The following is a 19,301-nucleotide window of genomic DNA, read 5'->3' on the forward strand; positions in this document are numbered from 1 at the left end:
GCACAGCCCGAAACGGCGAGGTCTCAAAAGGCGATCGCCCCCAGACGATTTTGTAGCATCTGAGGAAACTGGGCGTAGTAGCGTTGATTTAGGGGGGATGGGTGGGGCAGAGGCGACAAAGTAACGATCTTTTGGTGTTCCATTCCCAGATCGTCCACCGCCCGGAGGGTCACTTGCAAGGATGTCTCAAAGCGATCGCCCCGCCGGAAGAACCCGTTTACCTCTCCCCGTCGTCCGTAGGGGTCAAACCACTTAAAGGCCTCCGTACCCAGGGTGATGATTTGGTCTCCCTGCCAGTGCAACACCAACAGCCGCTCCACAAAAGGGCGAAATCGTTCCTTAACCGACACCGGATAGGCCTTGTTGCCCGGTGGTTTGTAGGGCACCGTATTGGTCAGCAAAATGCGATCGCACACCGTCGCCAATTGCGCCTTATCATGGATTTTTTTGTGGTGAACTGCATAATAAAATCCCTGGCGTACCAGGGTGCCCGCAGCGCCATAGAGGGGTTGGCGGGCGTGCACCTCATCCCGTCCCAAATCCCGCCCGAAAAAACACAGGGATGCCTTGAGATTCCCCGCATAGAGCACTGGCTCCGTAGGATTAAGGCGTGCTGCTTGGTACACAGGCACATCAATGGGAAATGGTTCCCGCTCTGCCTCTGTCTTTACCTGGGCAATTAACGTCGCAATATCCGTCATGGTCTCAACTGGAGAGGGCTAGAAATCTATGTCATTGTTGGCGATCGCCACTGCCTTTTGTCAACCCAAACCATGGTTAACGGCGTCTTTTTCTCGCCCAGAACAGCAAAAGCTACATCAAATCTTCACAAAATTGTCTAGGAGAAATCTTTATAATTTTTTCTTAAGAATTACTTTCAAACGTCCCACAGTCAACATGTTCTTGAACTTCACAAAAGTTAAAACAAGCTTCAGTGTTTATACGTAGAAAGCAACAGCGGAATTAAGAACCGCCTCAATACTTGTGCGGCAATAAAAATCAAAATAAAGCGAATAAATTCCCATGCAAAGAAAATATTGTTTGGGTTTATTGTGCTGCTAATTGCTTGATTTCTAGGGTTTTAAATCAATAAATTGATTTGTGTATTGTTGCAAAGTTTTTGTTAGGTGATCGTGATGTTATGGGTATATTAAAATCGAGAATGCTCTAGACACAGAATATGACTGCTGCAGGCAATACACTCAGTTTCATCGCCGATCAACTAAACCAGTTGTGCCAAACCCGGGCTACGGGTGAGTTGATTGTGGGGAATAGTCAATACCAGGGGCATATTCATCTCCTGTCCGGGCGTCTTCTCCATGCCACCGCCGGTATCCACTCTACCCGTCGTTGGTACCGCATTACCCAACGGCTGGCTCCCCAGTGGACGCCGAATCCCCAAGAACTGATCAGCTCGCAAATGTGGGAATATCAGCTCCTTTACCAAGGGATCACAACCAAACAACTGACGGTCATGCAAGCGAAGGCAATTATTCGGGCGATCGCCCAGGAAGTCTTCTTCGATCTTGGTTGCTATGCCGATGCCACCATCGAATCCCATGAAACCCAAAAAAATGCCACAGAAATCGCCCTCAGTTTGTCCTTGTCTTACCTAGAAGTCGAACCCGACCTCAAGCGAGTCATGCAACTCCAACAACAATGGCAAGCCGCTGGTCTTGGTAACTTGAGTCCCACCCTCGCCCCAGTGCTAAAGGCAGGTATTGATGCCAGTGCCCTTGGCAGTTTGGGTCAGTATCTCAATGGACAATTCACCATGTGGGACATTTCTGTGTGCCTTGGTAAATCGGTTAATAGCGTTGCCAATGCCCTAATTCCCCTATTAAAAAAGCGCATTGTTCAACTGAAAAAAATTGCCGATTTACCCCCTCCCCTAGGCCATCTTGCAGAATCTACCGATGCTGATGGCCCCACCTCCGGCAGTCTGAGATCGCCCGAAAAGCGTGATGCCCTCATTGCTTGCATTGATGATAGCCCCGTGATTCTCCAAACCCTACGGAAAATCCTCGAAGGGGCTGGTTATCGCACCATCGGCATTAGTGAACCCATGCGGGGCGTTGCCAAGCTCATCGAGAGTCAACCAGACGTGATCATTCTTGACCTCGTAATGCCCAATGCTAGTGGTTACACCGTGTGTAAGTTTCTCAGGCAAACCTCTGTGTTTGAAAAAACGCCAATTATTGTCTTGACCAGCCGCGATACCTTGATTGATCGCAATCGAGCCAAGCTCGTGGGGGCTTCAGATTTTTTGGGGAAACCACCGGATCCAGAGAAAACCATTGCCTTAATTGAAAAATATTTAGATGAAGTTGCCGCACAGGATAATGAAACAGAAGATGTCACCTTAAAAGTTTCTAGCTCTACCCGATAAAATTTGACTTTTCAAAGTTTACTTAAGGGTTGCTCTCAAACAAAAATTGTTATTTAATTTGAATTTTGAATTTTCCCCAGAGGTTTGTAATGGCAACTTTATTATTAGTTGAAGATAGTCCGACAGAAGCACAAATTATCACAAGTTGCCTAGAAAATGCCGGGTTTAGCTTGCTAAAGGTGACGACGGCAGAGGCAGCGCGGGCCATCCTGGATCACAAAATGATCGATGGCATTGTCTTGGATGTGGTGCTGCCGGGCCAAAGCGGTTTTGGCTTTTGTCGTGAGGTGAAAAATAATCCAAAAACCCAAAATATTCCTGTCATCATGTGCTCTAGCAAAGCTGAAAAAATGGATAAAAAATGGGCCAGTAAACAAGGGGCCAATGATTATGTCACCAAACCCATTGACCAAAATGAATTGTTAAACGCGGTACGGCGTTGGATCCCTTAAGCTTGGCGCTGCCTGATTTGCCATCCCGTCTAGCGCAACTTTTGTTGACTGAAGTTTAATTTGGAGCGTTGTTTATGGCCCCTGTGACCTCTGTCCCGGAAAGTAGCACAACACAATACATTGGTATTCTTTTGGCCGATGGTTTTCGGGCCATGGTGCCCACGGCTCAATTGGTCGAAACGATCAATGTCGAGTTGGGACACATTGTGCAAATGCCAGATTTGCCGCCTGCGGTGGTGGGGGTCTGTGGCTGGCGCGGCGATGTGCTGTGGCTGGTGGATTTAGCCTATGCCCTGCGTTTGCCTCCTTTATTGGCTGGTGATTATGGGCGATCGCAATGCCATGTTTTACGGGTTACGGTCAACCACCAGACATTCGGGATTCTCGTCGCTGAGGTGCAGCATCTCATACGCGGCGATCGCCTGGAGTTATTACCTGGTCCTCCAGGGCAAATCCCCCCTGAGGTTTCAGCTTTGGTGGCTGGCCAGTTTCGGACGGCTTCGGGGGAAACCATCTTGAGCATCAACCTCGAAGCCTTGCTAGATCACCTCAAATCCCCAGGCTAATTTTTCCAGACTGAATAATGAATCGGCCCAATGTTTTGGCCCCTCATTTTTTCATTTCCCTGCGTTTATCTAAATTGAAATTCCCTGAAACTGCCATGACTCAAGCTCCCTTCCGCCCCAACAGCTCCCAAGACAACCGTCTTCAGCCCCAATCCCTCGGCCATGACCGCAAAGAACGACCCATTGAAGAAACGGTGACCATTGTGCCAGTACAGGCCACTAATGCCAACAATGGCAAGCATTCTACCCTTACCTCGAAGGCTGGCACCCTCGTTAGTGAGCTCAGTAATCTTCGTTCCAACATTGACATGATGACGGAAGAACTCCAGTCTCTGTTGGCCACGGAACGGGCGGCAGTGGAACGGGCTGAGCTTCTCAATGCGATGACTTCCCACATTCGTGAGTCCTTAAGTTTTGAATATATTCTCAATGCGACGGTCTCGGATGCGCGCAATGCCCTGGATGTAGACCGGGTAGTGGTGTATGTCTTTGATGACCCAGATTGGCTCGGCAAAGTGATGTACGAGTCCGTGGAACGGCGGTGGCCCAGCGCTTTGGGAATGTCCTATTCTCTAGTGGGGTTATCAGACCATGCCATTCGGCTCTTTCAGCAGGGTCGGGTTGAAGCGTTCAACAATCTCGGCCACGGAACGACAACGGATGATACCCAACTGGATCAATGGCAACAATTGGAAGTCCAGGCAAGTTTAACGGCACCGCTGCTTTTGGGGGGAGAGTTGTATGGGTTATTGGTGGCCCACCAATGTGCGATCGCCAGGGAATGGTCAGAGTCGGAGATCGAATTTTTCCGGCAGTTAGCGGTGCAGGTGGGTTACGCCCTCGACCAGGCCCAATTGTTAGATCAACAGCGGGCGGCGGCGGAACAGGCCCAATGGTTAAACCAAATCAGTGCTCGGATCCGGGAATCTCTCACGCCAGCGGATATTTTTGCGGCGGTGGTTCAGGAAGTGCAAACTGCGCTCCGGGGCGATCGCACGGTAGTCTATCAGCTCGGTGAAAATGCCCTTGGGGGTCAAGTGGTCGCCGAAGCTGTAGAACGGCAGTTTCCGACAATCCTGGGCCTAGAACTCGATCTTCCCTGGTTGGAGGCCTCCCACCAAGACGCCTATCTCCGGGGTCAGGTGACTGTCATCGAGGATATCTACGATGCCAACCTCGATGAAGCGGTGCTCAATCACCTCAAGGCGAAAGGGATTCGCGCCAGTGCGATCGCCCCCATTATCGCCCGCCAAAAACTCATGGGCTTTTTGATGGTGCACCAATGCTCACTACCCCGCCGTTGGGCCGATAGTGAACTAGAGATTTTGCGCCAGGCCGCCACCCAGGTCAGCACTGCCCTCGATCAAGCCTTTGCCCTCCAACAGCAAGAAAATGCCGCCCTCCAGGCCCAAATTCTCAATGAATTGTCGTCCCGTCTCGGTAGTTTTAACGACACCGCAGAGATCCTCGAAACAGCAGTGGACGATGCCCGCGAAGCCCTCCAAGCCGACCGAGTGCTTATTTTCCGGGTCGATGGCCCCCAAAAAGCCCTGGCGATCGCCGAAGCTGCCGATCCCCGCTGGAAAAGCCTCATGGGCAAAACACTCCAGGACTGTGGCCTCGATGAACGCTACCTCAAGCAGGCCCAGCGCGGCAAACTCACCGTCCTAAATCGCCTCAGCGACATCGGTTTGAGTGCCTCCCAACTAGAAACCCTCGACCAGGCCCAGGTGCGGGCGATGATGATTGCTCCCATTACCATCGAACGCAATCTTTTCGGCCTGATCGTCGTCCACCGTTGCCAAGGTGCCCACCCCTGGCAAGAGGTCGATAGCAACCTGCTCCAGCAAATTAGCAACCAAGTTAACTTTGCCCTCGAACGCATTAGCCTCATTGAACAGCGGCAGATGACCGCCGAGCGCGCCCAACGCCTCAGTGAGATGAGCGCCCGTCTCCAGGAATCCCTCGAAGTCCAAGAAATTCTCAGCGCCGCCGTCGAAGAAGCGCGAGACATCCTCACCGCCGATCGAGCGATCGTCTATCGCTTGGATCAAAACTGGCGCGGCCTGATCAATGCAGAATCCGTTGTGTCTGGTTTTGAGTCGATCCTGGGATTAAAAACCAACGAACCCCGTGTCACCGAAAAATTTGCCAAGGCCTACATCCGGGGGAAAGTGACGGCCTATGCCAACATCTACGAAGCTGACTTTATCGACTGTCACATCACCGAATTTGCGACCCATGCCGTTAAAGGCTACATGGCCGTTGGTATCGTCGCTAACCAAAAGCTCTATGGCATGTTGATCGTGCATCAATGTTCTGGGCCGCGCCAATGGACTGACCTAGAGATCAATACCCTAAAGCAAATTGCCCAGCAGATTGGCTATGTTCTAGAGCAGGCTTTCCTCAAGGAAGAACAAGACCGTGCCAAGCGCCTGAATGAAACCCGGATGCGACTCCAGGCCGCCTCGACGGTAGAGGCCATTCTCAATGTCGCCGTCGAAGAAGCCCAGGATCTTTTGGGTACAGACCGGTCGATTGTCTATGAATTTGATTCCTCTTGGAAAGGGCTGATCACCGCAGAATCGGTGGAGCAGGGCTACCCCACAACCCTCGGCTTACGCACCAATGAACCCCGGGTCACAGAAAAGCTCTCAAAAAATTACCAGAAGGGTCACATCGTCGCGATTCCCGATATTTTTAATGCTGATTTTGTTGACTGCCATGTGAATGAGTTTGCCCCCTATGGTGTCAAGGGTTATATGGCCACCGGGATTAGTGCGAACCAACGTCTCTATGGCATGTTGATTGTGCACCAATGTGCCAGCACCCGTCTTTGGAGTGAGACGGAAATTGATATCCTCCGTCAACTCTCAGAACAGGTGGGGTATGCCCTCGACCAGGCCCTCCTCCGCCGGGAACAGGAGCAGGCACTCGTCCGGACACGCCAAGTAAACCTCATCAGTTTCCGGATCCGTGAATCCCTCGATCTAGAACGAATCTTCCGGACTGGCGTCGAAGAAGCCCTCAAGCTCATGAAGTGCGATCGGGTCGTAGTTTATCGCTTTGACGACAACTGGGATGGCCGGATTAAATATGAAGCTGTCAAATCCGGTTGGCGCAAACTCAGCGAAGATATGATGACTTCCGGCGATGCCCCCTGTTTCCCCGAAGATTACGTTGAACCCTATCGCCAAGGGCGGGTGCAAGTGACCCCCGATGTCTCCCAAGCGGGCCTCACCGCTTGTCACGAAGAACAACTCGGTAAATGGCAGGTAAAGGCCAACGTGGTGGTTCCCATTCTCGTTAACCAAAAGCTTTATGGTCTTTTGGGGGCGCACCAATGTTCGAGTACCAGAGAATGGGAAGCTCCCCTGGTAGAGTCCTTCCGTCAGGTGGCGATCCAGTTGGGCTATGCCCTCGACCAAGCCCTCCTCCTCGAAGAAGTCGAAACATCCCGTCGCCAAGCAGAAATTGTTTCCGAAGAACAGCGTCAACAGCGGGAACAACTCCAAGGGCAAATTGAAAACTTCCTCGAAGAAATCGAAGAGTCCTTTGAAGGGGATTTGACTGTGCGGGCTGGGGTCACCGAAGGGGAAATGGGCACTGTCGCTGACTTTTTCAACGCCACCCTCGAAAATCTCCAACTGCTCGTACAGCGGGTACAGGAATCGACAACCATTGTGTCAGACACTGCCCAAGAAAGTGAATCCTTGATTCAAAACCTGTCTGCGGAAGCGTTGCGCCAAGCCGAAAGCGTCAATGTGGCCCTCGATAAGCTCTTTAAAATGACTGGATCCATCCAAGAGGTCGCCAGCAACGCCCAGGAAGCCCAAGCCAAAGTCCAATTGGCCAACAAAACCCTCCAATCAGGGGACATGGCCATGAACCGGACTGTCCAGGGGATTGTGGCGATCCAACAAACCGTTGAAGCAACGGCCCGCAAGGTTAAAAATCTGGCGGATTCTTCCCAGAAGATCTCCCGGGTCTTAAACCTGATCCGCGAACTGGCCAACCAAACCAATTTACTCGCCCTGAATGCTTCTGTGGAGGCAACTCGCGCCGGGGAAGAAGAACAGGGATTTGCCGTCGCCAATGAAGTACGCACCCTGGCAGAACAATCGGCCAACGCCACCAAGGAAATTGAGGCGATCATCGAAGAAATCCAGGCGGAAACCAATGAGGTAATTAAAGCCATGGATGTGGGCCGGAAGCGAGTCTTGATCGGGACAAAATTGGTGAAAGGAACACGCCAAGCCCTCACGGATCTTGCCAAGGTCAGTATGAGTATCAACCAAACCGTCGAAAAAATTGCGGATTCGGCGTCTACCCAGGTTGATATTTCCAATGAGCTGAACCAAACAATGCAGGATGTGGCCAATGTTTCCAATCAAACTTCTGCCCAATCGGTGAAGGTGGCGGAATCGTTCACCAAGCTTCTGGGAGTGGCCGGAGAACTGCAACAGAGTGTGTCTCGCTTTAAGGTGCAGTAATGGTCAGGGCACAGGGGAGAGGCGATCGCCCTTTCCCCACCCTGTCGAGATATATCGCATCGCAATCGCAACATTATTTTTCATCATCACATCGGTTGAGTAGGGGATCATCATCCAATCATGGCCAAGGAAACAGTTGATACAAACGATCAAGCCTATGAATTCTTTGTCCAGGAATCACAGGCGCTTTTGCAGCACCTCGAAACGGGTTTGATAAATCTCTGCCAAGACCACGAAACGCCGACAATCCATGGCTTGATGCGGGCCGCCCATTCCATTAAAGGGGGAGCCGCCTGTGTGGGCTTGATGGCCATCCAAGCGATCGCCCATGATCTAGAAAACGGCATCCGGGCTCTTTATAAAGAAGACACTGTATTCGATGTGGAGCTGGAAAACCTGTTGCTCGAAGCCTATGACGCCCTCCAAGACCCCATCAATCAGCAAATTCACCAAGGAGAATATGACCCTGACCACGCTTTAGGACGGGCAAAACCGATCTTTAGCCAGTTAGAAGAAAAGTTAGGCCATGCCCTAGATGAAGCGGCAGAACTGCCGGAAATGCAGATGGAAGGGGATATTACTGAATTTATTTTCAAAGAAGAAGTCCCCCAGGCCCTTGGTCGCCTCGAAAATTACGTCAACAAACCGCCGACGAAAAATCCCCACGGGGAACTCGTTTCCCAAATGGAAGTTTTGGCAACCCTAGGCGATATGTTGAACCTCGAAGGCTTTGCGGCGATCGCCCAGGTGGCCCAATCGGCCCTCGCAGCCAATGCTGAACAGTATCTGGAGATTGCCCGCTGCGCCCTTACTGATTTTCAAGCGGGTCAAGCTGCTGTCCTCGCTGGCGATCGCACCCGGGGAGGAGAACCCAGTGCCACCCTCCACCAACTCAGCCAAACCCAGACTCCCTCCCCGTCAATGGCACCAGAAACTCTTCCCCTAGAGACGGTCAATGACCTCGTGAATAACGGCAATGGCGAAGATTTAGGAAACGGTCTTTCCCTCGATGCCGATGAACTGGCCGCCCTCCAATTTTTAACCCAAAATGCCCGACCAAAAGCCGAGATGCGACCCGTCCTGAGTGACATTGATCTGGCTGAACTGATCCTAGAGGCCGATGATGCCTTAGGGGAGGTCGATGTAGATCTCACGAGCTTGGTGCTCATGGATGAACCGGAACCCAGCGAACCGATCATCCAGAATGATATTGTTTCCACCGAGGACGAGACTCCCCCCAGCCCTCCTCAGACTGAGGCGTTAGAACCCAAGTTAATTCCAAATTCTGCAGCAGCAGCTCCGATTCCAGAAAAGGCTCCGGTTCCAGAAAAGGCGATCGCCCCCCCTGCCAATCCCGTTCTACCAAGCATCGACACCAATAGCCTCAGCGTGCGCCTCGACATGGGCCGCCTCAATCACCTCAACAGCCTGGTCGGCGAATTAGTCACCCAGGACAACAGCGCCCTACTCCGGAATAAACAAAGCAGCGACGCCCTCGATTCCCTCAAACGCTGGTATGGTCGCTTCGATAAAATTACCGCGCAATTCCAAGAATATGCCAAAGAACTGGTGGTCAAAAATCCCCAGGCCCGGGCTCAGTTGGCGCAATTTGTCATTTTTGCTTCGACCATGACCGAGGAAATGGCCCAGCTCAGTGAAACCATTGAAGACACCACTCTTATTGCTCAGCAGGATCAGCAGGCCCTCAAACAACGACAACAAACCCTCAAACAACTAGAAAATAATCTAATCCAAGCGCGGATGTTGTCCATTGGGGAGCTTCTGAACCGTTTTCCGCGCACTGTGCGTGATCTTTCCGTTAAGGGTAATAAACCCGTCAGCCTGAACCTAGAAGGAACCGATACCCTTGTGGATCGAGCGATTTTATCGAAGCTCTATGATCCTCTGGTTCACTTAGTTCGTAATGCCTTTGACCATGGCATCGACTCCCCCGAAGAGCGCCTTGCCCACAATAAATCAGAAGCGGGCACGATTACAATCAAAGCCTACAACCGGGGCAACTCTACTTACCTTGAAATCCAGGATGATGGTCGCGGCATTGACATTGAGAAAGTCCGTGCCAAAGCCGTGCGCAAAGGCTTAGTCAGTGCCACTGAAGCGGCGGAATTATCTCGGTCACAACTGTATGAATTACTCTTTGTTCCGGGTTTTTCGACAGCAGAAAAAGTCAGTCATTTATCGGGTCGGGGGGTGGGCCTCGATGCGGTACGTCTGCAAATTCGCGCCCTCAAGGGGAATATTTCCCTGGCCTCTGAGCTAGGCCAAGGGACAACTTTTACCCTCCGGCTCCCCTGGAGTATGACCATTACAAAATTGTTGATTTTCCGTTGTCAGGAGAGTGTCTTTGCGGTGCCTATCAATAGTTTGTTGGCGATCGCCGCTGCCGAAAAAGCAGATCTCACAAAAGATGGTCACCAAGAACAGTTCCGCTGGCAAGAGAAAACAGTGCCCCTCGTCCAAGCCCTCCTGAGTGGCTTTAATTATCCCGCTTCGGCCATTGCCAGTCGGCAACAAATTGGCTCTTTAGCCCAGGGCAATATTAGTAATATTTGGAATCAAGTGGGCCAACAGATGGTTTTGGTCATGGCCCAGGCCAATGAAGTGATTGGTTTGCGGGTCGATCAAATTCTCCTCGAACAAGATCTGGTGATCAAACCCTTTGGGACGGCGATCGCCTCACCTCGGTATATTTCTGGTTGCACTATTTTAGGGGATGGTCGCCTGGTTCCTGTCCTAGATAGTGCCGCCCTCATTGAACGGGTCTGCCAAAAAGATAGCCACAACACAACCATCATTAATCCCCAATTCCAGACCCGCCAGCCAAAATTAACCTTGCCGACTGTCCTCGCCATTGATGATTCTCTAACGACCCGACAAACCCTCTCCACCACCCTGCAAAAGGCCGGTTATCGTGTCATCCAGGCCCAAGACGGTGCCGATGGCCTCAACCAACTGGAGCTTCACCCTGAAGTGGTCGGGATTATTTGTGACGTGGAAATGCCCAATATGAACGGCTTTGAGTTTCTCGGCCGCTGTCGCAAAAAACATCCGAAAGCGGAACTTCCGGTGCTAATGCTGACTTCCCGGGGCAGTAAACGCTACCGGCAGTTGGCCCAGCAGTTGGGGGCAAATGGCTACTTAACGAAGCCCTATTTAGATCAAGAGTTAATCGAAACCCTCCAAGGGGCGATCGCCGAAACAAAGGCTAAACCAGCGGCGATCGCCACCCCTTAATTACTACAGGAATTAGCTCATTTTCGGACGGCGTACCTGTTGGTCTTCCATCTGGGCCTTGGCTTTGGCGGCACTCTTCCGTAAGAACTGGAGCCGTGTTTCGTAATCTTTGCGTTTGCGGCGGTTGGGGGTTTGCTCAATCAGGGCTTTAAGGGCACTCCCCAAACTCTTGTAGGCATTGGGCAGGGTATAACCAAACCGAGTAGCGAGGCGAATCGCCTGTTCATCGGCATCAATGGCGATGGTCATCCGTTTTTCACCGCTATTTTTTTGCCATAGTCGGTAGCCCGAAAAACCACAAAGGGCGATCGCCAAAACCAAGAGCAAACCATCCTGAACCCAAAGCTCGCCCACAGCCCCCCCCAGACCAATGGCGAGGGCGGCCATTTCCCAGCCTTCCCGGGGAATCGTATCGTTCTGGATCTTCGCGACTTCATGCCAAAACAAGAGGTTGCGTTGGTCAATGGCGAGATTTTCCCACTTCGCCAAATCAATTTGGATTTCGACTTCATCTTTGCCTAATTCTTCGCAGCGGATGAGGGGGGGATTGACTTCTGTGGTGCCCTCAACCATTACCCAACTTTGCAACTCAGGGGGCAACAGCGTCTTGAGGCGACGCAGCTCACTCATTTCGGCTCTGGCAGAAAAAGTGGAATAGGAAGTCATAGGATCGGCAATCTGTAGGTGGGCTAGGGAATAAATTCTTGCTTCGTTATAACAATTGTAAACTTTCGTGACCTAATCCTTTTGTTAACCTTGGACAGCATCAACAAAGGCGATCGCCTAGGAAGTCAAAGAGGCATTGCGAAACTTCTTTGCCTGTTCTTCAATGCGCTCAGCCAAGCGATTACAAACTAAATTACACAGGTCGTAGATCAGCTCATCACTGACCCGATAATAGGCAGAAGTTCCTTCACTCCGTCGCTGTAAAATTCCTGCCTGGAGCATCACCTTGAGGTGTTTAGACACGTTTGCTTGGCTTGTATCCGTTGCCTGAACCAAATCCTGGACGCAGCGTTCCCCGTCCTGTAAAAGACCTAAAATCCTCAACCGCATCGGTTCTCCCAGAACACTAAAGTACGAAGCTACCTGTTGGAGAACTTCTGGGGGCATCTGATGGTCGTCAGGCATTGGTTTTCTCAGAAAAAGGAATAGATAGTTTAAGACTATTGTATCAATTGATTATTGGAACGCTTAGGTTGGGTTGACCCACATTAGGGTCTGACCAAATTCAATGGGTTCGCCGTCTTCAACGGCAATTTTAACAACTTCACCGCTGACTTCTGCCTCAATCTCATTCATTAATTTCATCGCTTCGATGATGCAAACAGTTTGACCATTGCCAACGCGATCGCCGACGGCAACGAAGGGATCTTCACCAGGGGCCGGCGCGCGGTAAAACGTTCCCACCATGGGAGAGGTAATGGCGACCCACTTATCATCAATGCTCGCACTGAGAGCCGGGGTTTCCGCTTGGGGGGCTTCTGGGGTTGCAGTCGGTTGAGAAACAACGGGAGTGGACGTCGCTGGTTGGGCGATCGCCTCGGGCATCACCATCGTCTGGGGAGCAGCCACAACAGTACCTTTGCTCACACGGAGTTCAAAATCATCGGTTTTGAGTTCAAACTCGGTGACATTGGTTTGGCCGATGGTGGATAGAAGTTCTTGGATCTCTTGTAAATTAATAGCCACAGAACAGGTTATTCCTCACAACTGCATGGGTAGGGGGGAGATCCAAGCCAGGATTAGTGCGGATCTCCAAAAAAGCTTTGGGGCTTTATTCGCGACCGAGATAAGTATCGGTGCGGGTATCGATCTTAATGCGCTCACCAATCGAGATAAAAAGAGGCACATTGACCTGAGCCCCTGTGGAAACAATGGCGGGTTTGGTGCCCCCTGTGGCCGTGTCGCCTTTCACACCAGGATCTGTCTCCGTGACTTCGAGGACAACGGTATTCGGGAGTTCAACGTCAATGACTTGGCTGTTCCAGAAGAGGACATTAACTTCCATTTCTTCCATCAAGTATTTAACGCGATCGCCAATTTGCGCTTCCGTTAGGCGGACTTCCTCATAGGTTTCCATATCCATAAAGACAAACTGCTCGCCCTCTTTATAGGTATGTTGCATGGTGCGTTTGTCGAGGATCGCTTGGGGAACGGTTTCACCAGCGCGGAATGTTTTTTCAACGACGCTGCCTGTTTGGGCGTTTTTTAGTTTTGTCCGGACAAAGGCGGAACCTTTACCGGGTTTAACGTGGAGAAATTCGACGACGCGCCACACTGAACCGTCTAATTCGATGGATGTACCAGTACGAAAGTCATTACTTGAAATCATGGAGCTTTAGCAACATTACGGGCTTGCATAATCAAACCATATTCTACCGTTGATAGGGAAATTTCCGGCTAAATTCCTCCACTGCTTTCGGGGGGAGGTGTTTTTCCAGTTTTAGGCGTGGCGATCGCCGCAATGCCGCAAACTTCTAAGCCCCCACGCACAAGGGTTTGTTGGGCTTCGGTGGCCGTTGTCCCCGTTGTGTAAATGTCGTCGATCAGCAAAATAGGCTGGCGCAATCCTTGGGATATGACTTTAGGGTTAAGGGAAAAAGCCCGTTGCAGTTCCCGTTGTCGTTGTGCCACCGTCAGTTCAAAGAGGGCTTGGGTCGCTTTTGGGCGTTGGAGAAGCTGGGCTTCGTAGCGCAATCCGGTGACTTGGGCAAATTGACGGGCGATAATTTCTGCTTGGTTAAAACCCCGTTGCTGTTGTTTTGCGGGGTGCATTGGGATAGGGATAACGGTTAATTTTTGCTGGTTGGGAAAGGATTTTCGCCATTGTGAACCCAATTGGGTACCGAGCCAGCGTCCCAGTTGAGGGCAATTGTCGTATTTCATTGTGGCGATCGCCCGTTTGAGGCTGCCGTCATACTGACCCCAGACGAATAGCGGCAGATCGTTTTGCCAGTGGCGTTTAGGATTGATGAGCTTTGTTTTTTGTAATTGGCGATCGCAGTCCCGACAGACGATATGTTCTCCAGGGCGATCGCAGAGGGGACATTTATCCTGAAGAAATAGGGAAAAGAAATCTTGAAAAAGTTTCATGATTGCCAAGGATTAACAACATCGATGCCACAATGATGAAAATCGTCAATGTTGCGAGTCGCGATAATACCTTGGTTGATCAAACAAATCGCCGCAATCTGAGCATCAAACTGAGATATTGGCCTTCCTTGTCTTCGCCGCGCAGATGAAATGTCTGCAAAAGCAATAGCGGCCTCATCATCAAAAGCGAGAATCTTATGGCGAAACTCCATTTGGAACATATTCCGAGCCGATTGAGTAAGCTGCTCCTGTCGCTGTCCCTCTGGCAAAGTGGCAATACCATAAAGAATTTCTGCTTGAGTGATCGCCGTAATAAAAAGTTCTGTACGGTTTTTTTGGGCAATCCAAGCTTTCACCAGATGAGAGCCTTGGGGCTTCATGAGCTCAGAAAGAACATTTGTATCTAAAATAATCACCATGCTTCAAGCGAGAAAGACATCGCGAATTTTTTCCCGGGGGGGTAAGGGAATTTCAAATTCATCGAATTCTTGAAAATGTTGGGCGATCGCCTCCACCAAATTTTGTGATGACTCCTCTGCAACTAAAGCTTTTTGCAATATATCAATAATTTCTGCTTCGAGGGTACGTCCATGTTTCTGGGCACGTTCTTGTAAACGCTCGCTGAGATGCCGATCTAAATCGTGAATTGAGATGCTGGCCATATTTTTTTAGGCGTAATTGTCTAACTTCGATTGTAATGTGTCATAAAAAAACTCCCTCAGACAGAAGGAGTAATCTGCACTAACGAGTGTTTTTCATTACTTGGCGAATTGAATGTCTAGGGTACGCATATAAATTTGCATCCCTGCATCCTGTACCGGAAAAACAAAGGCATCTTCGTCAGACTCATTGTGGTGGGAATGCCAAAGGCTCGGCGGCGTTACAAAAACGCTATTGGGCTGCCACATTACTTTCACTGGGTTGATGATATTGCCATCGTTATCAAGGGATTTGCCGATCAACGTGTAGGTATTTTCTTTCGCTGAAACCGCTAAATCTAAGGCAATGGAATTGTGACGGTGGGGCTTTTGGGAAGAATGGGGCGGCACCAGATTATACAAAGACCACATGGTGTGGGTGGCGGTGCGGGTTGCTTCGCTTTCGGGGTTGCCTAAAATTACACCGTTACGGTTGAGGTTGCGGCGAATGCCTTCTTCCCGGATACGTTCAATTTCGCTGTTGAGATATTCGCTAGCGTAGAAAGCCGGTTCAAAGCGGGGGGCAGTGGGCCGAACGCCAAGATAAGCCAACATCGGCGCATCGTGAACCCAATAGAGCGCACTATCTTCATCGGCATAGTGGGTAACGCCTGCATTCATTGGCAGGGTAAAGGAGTCACCTTTTTTCCATTCGAGCACGCCATATTCAGTTTCGGTACGCCCGGCACCGCGCATCACATAAAAAACTTCAGAACTGGAAGCGGCGATCGCCGGAATCTGTTCCTCAGCATTAATCCGAATGTAGTTGGCGAGAAGATTCGGAGTCGTGGCGGGGTATTTTGTCCCCAGTTCCACCGCAAGGTCGAGGGGGATGACCCGTGTTTCACCGGATTCATGGAGACTGGCTGGAAATGCACGAATGGGTACATCTGCTAAACGCGGATTGGCTGCCTTGTGATATTCCCAGCTGAGAGCTGTCTTTTGCCAAGTCTGATTCATGACATTTTCCATATCCCGACTCCCGCTCAACCTAAATTGATGCCTAAAGAAAAATGTCTCTCCGCGACGCCCTATCAAGCCATTGTTTGGGTCGATGCAAAGAGATGTTTAATCAAAGTTAACATGAATGCCAGTAATAACAGTACATTTAGCAACAAAATCCCTAAAGGGTGCCATTGTTTATGCTAATCACGGCAATGTTTTTTACTTACTTTGTCTACTTGTAAAAGTCGTTGGTCGAGGTAGAGGCAATGGGCTCGTAGACTTTTTCTTTTTCCACATGGGGAGCCAATTGTAGCTCCGGCAAAATCGGGTGAAAGGGCTGATGGAGACTAATCATTTGGGCGAGGGTTTTTTTCAATTCAGTGCGGGGCACAATCGCATCGACAAACCCATGTTGGAGTAAATATTCAGACGTCTGGAAATCGTCAGGAAGTTTTTCGCGCAATGTTTGTTCAATGACGCGGCGTCCAGCAAAACCGATGGTTGCTTTGGGTTCGGCAAGAATCAAATCTCCCAACATCGCAAAGCTAGCGGTGACGCCCCCAGTGGTGGGATTAGTCAGGACAGGGATGTAGAGTAATTTTTTGGTGCGATGGCGTTCGAGGGCACCAGAGATTTTCGCCATTTGCATCAGACTGAGCATGCCCTCTTGCATCCTCGCTCCACCAGAAGCACAAACAACCACCACGGGTAAACCTTCGGCGGTGCCATGTTCTACGAGGCGACAAATTTTTTCGCCGACGACGGATCCCATGCTGCCGCCCATAAAGCCAAAGTCCATCACTGCTAAAGCAAGGGGCAAACCGTCAATCAGTCCTGTGCCAGTGATTACAGCATCGGTGAGGCTTGTTTTTTCTTGGTAATCTTTGAGGCGATCGCTATAGGCTTTTTTGTCGCGGAATTTGAGGGGGTCGGTCGGCGCGACATTCTGACCAATTTCTGTCCAGGTGCCTTCGTCAATCAATTGGCGTACCCGTTCCCGACTGCCGACCCGGTTATGGAAGCCACACTCCTTACAGACCATTTGATTGTTGCGGAGGTCTTTAGTGTAGGTGAGGGCATCGCAGGATTTGCATTTCGTCCAGAGGCCATCGGCAATCTCGCGCTCCTGTTGGGGCTGGAGCTGGGTTTCAGAATTTTGGCGATTTGCGGCAAACCAATCAAAAAGAGACATAGGCGATTAGGGCGAAACACAAGGGTTTAGGGGTCATCTTCTGGGGGACTGAGCAGGAGTAAGGCGGTCCATTGATCAGGCGATCGCACCTGGAGGGCAGCTTGGCTTCCTTGCCCAAAATAAATGCCCAGTCCAATATCTAAAACGCGGTTGGGGATACTGTGGGCGGTGAGAATTTCTCCCATCATCTCAGCTTCCCAACGGGCTTTTGTGGTTTTAATTGTAATCCAAGTCACAGTTTAGAAAAAGACAAAAGGTAGAGGTGCCCAAAGCACAAGGACAATTCTAAATGGTTTATTTCAACAAAAACCTCAATTGATCTGAGCAAATGCGGCGGGAGCCATCTCCTATAATGATCGAGTTTATCTTGTGTGCGGAGTAAAAAAAATGTCGCCTTTGCCCCATAAGCAGATCGGTGTCGCCGTTATTCGTGATCGCCAAGGAAAAATTTTAATTGATCGCCGTTTAGACCAAGGGGAAATGGCGGGCCTGTGGGAGTTTCCTGGGGGGAAGATCGAACCAGGGGAAACAGTAGAAGCCTGTATTGCGCGGGAAATCCAAGAAGAAATTAATCTCCAGGTCGAGGTGGGCGATCGCCTTATTTTAATTGAACATGATTACCCGAAATTCAAAGTTTCACTCCATGTGCATTGGTGCAGTGTCCTGGCCGGAGAGGCCAAACCCCTTGAATGTGCAGAGATTTTGTGGGTCAATCCCGGTGAATTGGGGCAATATCAGTTTCCAGAAGCCAATCAAGCGATCATCGAGGCAATTCAAGAAAGCTAAATGGAACCCTCAATCTGGGCTAATCGTCTAAGAATCTTAGTTTGGGTGTGAGGACAATAGAAGGGCGTCGGGGGATCGTAACTCAGGCCAGATCTCCGGGCGCTTTTCTATGACTGGGGCGTGAAATTTTCGAGGGGGGCGATCGCCTCAAAGGCCATGCGGGCGGCAGCTTGTTCAGCGGCTTTTTTAGAACGACCAACCCCTTTCCCAAGCAAAGTATCTCCCAACTTCACTTCCGCCAAAAATCGTTCTTCTTCGTGGCGAAATTCCGGATTTTCAGTCACTTGGTAGGTGGGGAGTTTTTGGTATTCCCCTTGGCTCCAGGTTTGCAGGGCATCTTTATAGTTTTCCCGGGCTGGATCTTGTTTAATCTCAGCAGCTTTGTGGCGGAGATGTTCGTCGAGCCAAGGATGCACAAGGCTTAAATCGTTGGTGGTGAGAAATAAAGCCCCCAACATCGCTTCAAAGGCATCGGCCAACAGGGAAATTTCCCCAGCACCGTGATAATGGCCGTGGTAGGACAAATATTTTTTGAGATTGTAGCGGTGGGCAAATTCTGCCAGGGTGCGATCGCTCACGAGGATCGACCGAATGGCGGCAAATTCTCCCACGGGTTCAGCGGGATATTCGGCGTAGAGCACTTCAGACGCGGCCAGACGCACCACCGCATCGCCGATAAATTCTAACTGTTCATAATTTTTGTCGGGGGAAATGCTGGGGTGAGTGAGGGCCAGATCCAGTAAATCCCAGCGCATACCATGGTAATCGGGGAGGCCGAGGCGATCGATGAGGCGACGGAGGCTTTTTTGACGTTGGGGAGGAACCATGGAAATACTAAGATGGCAAAATCAGGGAACTTTGCTTGGTGATTTTCGTCTACTCTCTACACCATAGCAATTTGAGGCAACATCAGCGGAGAATTATGGGCTTTTTTGGGCAACGGATCACACGGCTCACTCAGTTAACCCTAGGCTTTGCCTTGGTCGCGGCGGGCTTATTTCCCAGCCCTGGGGCGATCGCCAAACCAGATCGCAAACCCGAACCGACAATCGTGCAGCAATCTTCGGGGTCTAGTCAGGGGCTTCCTGGCCGCCAAACGTGGCAAGGCATCCTGGCCGATATTCGTAGTCAATATCAAACCATTCCAGACAGCCACTTTACCCAGTTACAGGGGGATGATTTTTTTCGGAATCAGCTTTTTTCTTTGTTTTGGGGCCAAACGGGCGATCGCCGCACCATCCAAGAAATTCTTGTCGATCTGCTGCTGAATGGCTCCCGTTCCCAAACTTCCCAAGGCTATTACTTTTACGACGTGGATCGCCGCTGCCTCCCTCCGGGCCAACAACAACGCCTCGCCAGCGGTAAACCGATTCCCCCAGGCATCTTACAAAAGTGCGGGCGGCCAATTTTCCGGAATTATTGATCGAGC

General features: G+C 50.6%; 19 protein-coding genes. 7 read left to right on the forward strand and 12 right to left on the reverse strand.

The annotated features are described in order from the left end of the window. Positions 1–23: 23 nt before the first annotated feature. Positions 24–701 (reverse strand): uracil-DNA glycosylase family protein, encoded by a 678-nt coding sequence (locus tag AWQ23_RS00230; protein ID WP_062431575.1) that lies wholly within the window; start codon positions 699–701, stop codon positions 24–26. Positions 702–1,180: 479 nt separating this feature from the next. On the opposite strand from AWQ23_RS00230, the gene AWQ23_RS00235 reads away from it, so the two are divergent. The 5 genes from AWQ23_RS00235 to AWQ23_RS00255 all read left to right on the forward strand — a co-directional run bounded on the left by AWQ23_RS00235 (position 1,181) and on the right by AWQ23_RS00255 (position 11,155). Further along, entirely contained in the window at positions 1,181–2,389 is a 1,209-nt protein-coding gene (locus AWQ23_RS00235; RefSeq protein WP_030006794.1) for a response regulator, read from the forward strand. A gap of 89 nt (positions 2,390–2,478) precedes the next feature. Then, on the forward strand, positions 2,479–2,841 hold the full coding sequence (locus AWQ23_RS00240) for a response regulator transcription factor (protein ID WP_030006793.1): 363 nt from the start codon (positions 2,479–2,481) through the stop codon (positions 2,839–2,841). Between the two features lie 74 nt (positions 2,842–2,915). Then, positions 2,916–3,407, forward strand: coding sequence for a chemotaxis protein CheW (locus AWQ23_RS00245; RefSeq protein ID WP_062431577.1), 492 nt, complete (start codon positions 2,916–2,918; stop codon positions 3,405–3,407). Between the two features lie 95 nt (positions 3,408–3,502). After that, on the forward strand, positions 3,503–7,900 hold the full coding sequence (locus AWQ23_RS00250) for a GAF domain-containing protein (RefSeq protein ID WP_232308924.1): 4,398 nt from the start codon (positions 3,503–3,505) through the stop codon (positions 7,898–7,900). Between the two features lie 120 nt (positions 7,901–8,020). Continuing rightward, positions 8,021–11,155, forward strand: coding sequence for a hybrid sensor histidine kinase/response regulator (locus AWQ23_RS00255; RefSeq protein ID WP_062431581.1), 3,135 nt, complete (start codon positions 8,021–8,023; stop codon positions 11,153–11,155). A gap of 12 nt (positions 11,156–11,167) precedes the next feature. Here AWQ23_RS00255 and AWQ23_RS00260 read toward each other — a convergent pair whose 3' ends face one another. From AWQ23_RS00260 to AWQ23_RS00305, 10 genes are all read right to left on the reverse strand, one after another. Further along, a complete protein-coding gene (locus AWQ23_RS00260) occupies positions 11,168–11,821 on the reverse strand; it encodes a DUF3318 domain-containing protein (protein WP_012305691.1) in 654 nt (217 codons plus the stop codon). Positions 11,822–11,938: 117 nt separating this feature from the next. Continuing rightward, positions 11,939–12,286, reverse strand: a complete 348-nt coding sequence (locus AWQ23_RS00265; protein ID WP_012305692.1) for a helix-turn-helix transcriptional regulator — start codon at positions 12,284–12,286, stop codon at positions 11,939–11,941. Between the two features lie 63 nt (positions 12,287–12,349). Further along, a complete protein-coding gene (gene accB / locus AWQ23_RS00270; protein WP_062431583.1) occupies positions 12,350–12,847 on the reverse strand; it encodes an acetyl-CoA carboxylase biotin carboxyl carrier protein in 498 nt (165 codons plus the stop codon). A gap of 85 nt (positions 12,848–12,932) precedes the next feature. Beyond that, positions 12,933–13,490 (reverse strand): elongation factor P, encoded by a 558-nt coding sequence (gene efp / locus AWQ23_RS00275; RefSeq protein ID WP_012305694.1) that lies wholly within the window; start codon positions 13,488–13,490, stop codon positions 12,933–12,935. A 68-nt stretch (positions 13,491–13,558) separates the two neighbouring features. Further along, positions 13,559–14,251 (reverse strand): ComF family protein, encoded by a 693-nt coding sequence (locus AWQ23_RS00280; protein ID WP_062431585.1) that lies wholly within the window; start codon positions 14,249–14,251, stop codon positions 13,559–13,561. Continuing rightward, positions 14,248–14,670, reverse strand: coding sequence for a type II toxin-antitoxin system VapC family toxin (locus AWQ23_RS00285; protein ID WP_232308925.1), 423 nt, complete (start codon positions 14,668–14,670; stop codon positions 14,248–14,250). The genes AWQ23_RS00280 and AWQ23_RS00285 overlap by 4 nt, the downstream gene beginning before the upstream one ends. 3 nt (positions 14,671–14,673) lie before the next feature. Continuing rightward, complete coding sequence (locus AWQ23_RS00290; RefSeq protein ID WP_012305697.1) at positions 14,674–14,913, reverse strand: FitA-like ribbon-helix-helix domain-containing protein; 240 nt, start codon at positions 14,911–14,913, stop codon at positions 14,674–14,676. 96 nt (positions 14,914–15,009) lie between these two features. Further along, a complete protein-coding gene (locus tag AWQ23_RS00295) occupies positions 15,010–15,909 on the reverse strand; it encodes a hypothetical protein (RefSeq protein WP_232308926.1) in 900 nt (299 codons plus the stop codon). A 217-nt stretch (positions 15,910–16,126) separates the two neighbouring features. Then, positions 16,127–17,086 (reverse strand): acetyl-CoA carboxylase, carboxyltransferase subunit beta, encoded by a 960-nt coding sequence (accD, locus tag AWQ23_RS00300; protein WP_062431589.1) that lies wholly within the window; start codon positions 17,084–17,086, stop codon positions 16,127–16,129. A gap of 26 nt (positions 17,087–17,112) precedes the next feature. Further along, positions 17,113–17,322, reverse strand: a complete 210-nt coding sequence (locus AWQ23_RS00305) for a hypothetical protein (protein WP_012305700.1) — start codon at positions 17,320–17,322, stop codon at positions 17,113–17,115. 151 nt (positions 17,323–17,473) lie between these two features. On the opposite strand from AWQ23_RS00305, the gene mutT reads away from it, so the two are divergent. After that, positions 17,474–17,872: an 8-oxo-dGTP diphosphatase MutT gene (mutT, locus tag AWQ23_RS00310; RefSeq protein ID WP_062431591.1), complete on the forward strand. Its 399-nt coding sequence runs from the start codon at positions 17,474–17,476 to the stop codon at positions 17,870–17,872. 107 nt (positions 17,873–17,979) lie between these two features. Here the strand turns inward: mutT and rnc are convergent, their stop codons facing one another. After that, complete coding sequence (gene rnc, locus AWQ23_RS00315; protein WP_062431593.1) at positions 17,980–18,705, reverse strand: ribonuclease III; 726 nt, start codon at positions 18,703–18,705, stop codon at positions 17,980–17,982. An 89-nt stretch (positions 18,706–18,794) separates the two neighbouring features. Here rnc and AWQ23_RS00320 point away from each other — a divergent pair, with 89 nt between their 5' ends. After that, entirely contained in the window at positions 18,795–19,295 is a 501-nt protein-coding gene (locus tag AWQ23_RS00320) for a hypothetical protein (protein WP_062431595.1), read from the forward strand. The last annotated feature ends 6 nt before the right edge of the window (positions 19,296–19,301 follow it).

Source organism: Picosynechococcus sp. PCC 73109 (assembly GCF_001521855.1).
Lineage (GTDB): Bacteria > Cyanobacteriota > Cyanobacteriia > Cyanobacteriales > MRBY01 > MRBY01.